Raw genomic sequence first — 3,294 nt, forward strand, 5'->3', positions numbered from 1 at the left:
AACACAGTGGACGCGAGCAACTGAGGACAAGCCCTCGGCCTATTAGTACCAGTCAGCTCCACCCGTTACCGGGCTTCCACATCTGGCCTATCAACCCAGTCGTCTACTGGGAGCCTTACCCTCTCAAGGAGGTGGGAATACTCATCTCGAAGCAGGCTTCCCGCTTAGATGCTTTCAGCGGTTATCCCTCCCGAACGTAGCCAACCAGCCATGCCCTTGGCAGGACAACTGGCACACCAGAGGTTCGTCCGTCCCGGTCCTCTCGTACTAGGGACAGCCCTTCTCAATATTCCTACGCGCACAGCGGATAGGGACCGAACTGTCTCACGACGTTCTAAACCCAGCTCGCGTACCGCTTTAATGGGCGAACAGCCCAACCCTTGGGACCGACTCCAGCCCCAGGATGCGACGAGCCGACATCGAGGTGCCAAACCATCCCGTCGATATGGACTCTTGGGGAAGATCAGCCTGTTATCCCCGGGGTACCTTTTATCCGTTGAGCGACGGCGCTTCCACAAGCCACCGCCGGATCACTAGTCCCGACTTTCGTCCCTGCTCGACCCGTCGGTCTCACAGTCAAGCTCCCTTGTGCACTTACACTCAACACCTGATTGCCAACCAGGCTGAGGGAACCTTTGGGCGCCTCCGTTACTCTTTGGGAGGCAACCGCCCCAGTTAAACTACCCATCAGACACTGTCCCTGATCCGGATCACGGACCGAGGTTAGACATCCAGCACGACCAGAGTGGTATTTCAACGGCGACTCCACAACCACTGGCGTGGCTGCTTCAAAGTCTCCCACCTATCCTACACAAGCCGAACCGAACACCAATATCAAACTATAGTAAAGGTCCCGGGGTCTTTCCGTCCTGCTGCGCGAAACGAGCATCTTTACTCGTAGTGCAATTTCACCGGGCCTATGGTTGAGACAGTCGAGAAGTCGTTACGCCATTCGTGCAGGTCGGAACTTACCCGACAAGGAATTTCGCTACCTTAGGATGGTTATAGTTACCACCGCCGTTTACTGGCGCTTAAGTTCTCAGCTTCGCACACCCGAAAGTGCACTAACCGGTCCCCTTAACGTTCCAGCACCGGGCAGGCGTCAGTCCGTATACATCGCCTTACGGCTTCGCACGGACCTGTGTTTTTAGTAAACAGTCGCTTCTCGCTGGTCTCTGCGGCCACCCCCAGCTCACGGAGTAAATCCGATCACCAGTGATGGCCCCCCTTCTCCCGAAGTTACGGGGGCATTTTGCCGAGTTCCTTAACCATAGTTCACCCGAACGCCTCGGTATTCTCTACCTGACCACCTGAGTCGGTTTAGGGTACGGGCCGCCATGAAACTCGCTAGAGGCTTTTCTCGACAGCATAGGATCATCCACTTCACCACAATCGGCTCGGCATCAGGTCTCAGCCTTAATGAGGGACGGATTTGCCTACCCCTCGGCCTACACCCTTACCCCGGGACTACCACCGCCCGGGTTGGACTACCTTCCTGCGTCACCCCATCGCTTACCTACTACCACCTTGGATCGACGGCTCCACCACTTTCCTTTCCCCGAAGGGTCCGGAACGGCTTCACGGCCTTAGCATCAATGGATTCGATATTGGGCGTTTCAAAGCGGGTACCGGAATATCAACCGGTTGTCCATCGACTACGCCTGTCGGCCTCGCCTTAGGTCCCGACTTACCCTGGGCAGATCAGCTTGACCCAGGAACCCTTAGTCAATCGGCGCACACGTTTCTCACGTGTGTATCGCTACTCATGCCTGCATTCTCACTCGTGAACCGTCCACAACTAGCTTCCGCTGCTGCTTCACCCGGCACACGACGCTCCCCTACCCATCACAGCGGGCGTTGGCCCTATTGCTGCAATGACACGACTTCGGCGGTACGCTTGAGCCCCGCTACATTGTCGGCGCGGAATCACTTGACCAGTGAGCTATTACGCACTCTTTCAAGGGTGGCTGCTTCTAAGCCAACCTCCTGGTTGTCTCTGCGACTCCACATCCTTTCCCACTTAGCGTACGCTTGGGGGCCTTAGTCGATGCTCTGGGCTGTTTCCCTCTCGACCATGGAGCTTATCCCCCACAGTCTCACTGCCACGCTCTCACTTACCGGCATTCGGAGTTTGGCTAAGGTCAGTAACCCGGTAGGGCCCATCGCCTATCCAGTGCTCTACCTCCGGCAAGAAACACGTGACGCTGCACCTAAATGCATTTCGGGGAGAACCAGCTATCACGGAGTTTGATTGGCCTTTCACCCCTAACCACAGGTCATCCCCCAGGTTTTCAACCCTGGTGGGTTCGGTCCTCCACGAAGTCTTACCTCCGCTTCAACCTGCCCATGGCTAGATCACTCCGCTTCGGGTCTAGAGCGTGCAACTCAATCGCCCTGTTCGGACTCGCTTTCGCTACGGCTTCCCCACACGGGTTAACCTCGCTACACACCGCTAACTCGCAGGCTCATTCTTCAAAAGGCACGCAGTCACGACCCATTGAGTAAACTCAATGAGCGACGCTCCCACGGCTTGTAGGCACACGGTTTCAGGTACTATTTCACTCCGCTCCCGCGGTACTTTTCACCATTCCCTCACGGTACTATCCGCTATCGGTCACCAGGGAATATTTAGGCTTAGCGGGTGGTCCCGCCAGATTCACACGGGATTTCTCGGGCCCCGTGCTACTTGGGAGATTCTTAAGCAAGCCGCTGATGTTTCGTCTACGGGGGTCTTACCCTCTACGCCGGACCTTTCGCATGTCCTTCGACTACATCAACGGTTTCTGACTCGCCGACCGGCCGGCAGACCGATCAAAAGAATTCCCACAACCCCGCATGCGCAACCCCTGCCGGGTATCACACGCATACGGTTTGGCCTCATCCGGTTTCGCTCGCCACTACTCCCGGAATCACGGTTGTTTTCTCTTCCTGAGGGTACTGAGATGTTTCACTTCCCCTCGTTCCCTCCACACTGCCTATGTGTTCAGCAGTGGGTGACAGCCCATGACGACTGCCGGGTTTCCCCATTCGGACACCCCCGGATCAAAGCTCAGTTGGCAGCTCCCCGGGGCCTATCGCGGCCTCTCACGTCCTTCATCGGTTCCTGGTGCCAAGGCATCCACCGTGTGCCCTTAAAAACTTGGCCTACAGATGCTCGCGTCCACTGTGTAGTTCTCAAGCAACGACCAGCCACCCATCACCCCACCAGACAAGCTGGCGAGTTCACTGGGGCCGGCATCGCGAAGACAAGACCTTACGGCCGTGCCCTCAGATACCCAACAACGTGCCAGGCAC

At 56.7% G+C, this 3,294-nt stretch carries 1 rRNA gene; it reads right to left on the reverse strand.

What is annotated here, in order from left to right:
* Positions 1–22: 22 nt before the first annotated feature.
* Positions 23–3,145, reverse strand: a 23S ribosomal RNA gene (locus tag AB0D46_RS38240).
* Positions 3,146–3,294 lie beyond the last annotated feature (149 nt).

It is taken from the genome of Streptomyces sp. NPDC048383 (assembly GCF_040651775.1).
GTDB lineage: Bacteria > Actinomycetota > Actinomycetes > Streptomycetales > Streptomycetaceae > Streptomyces.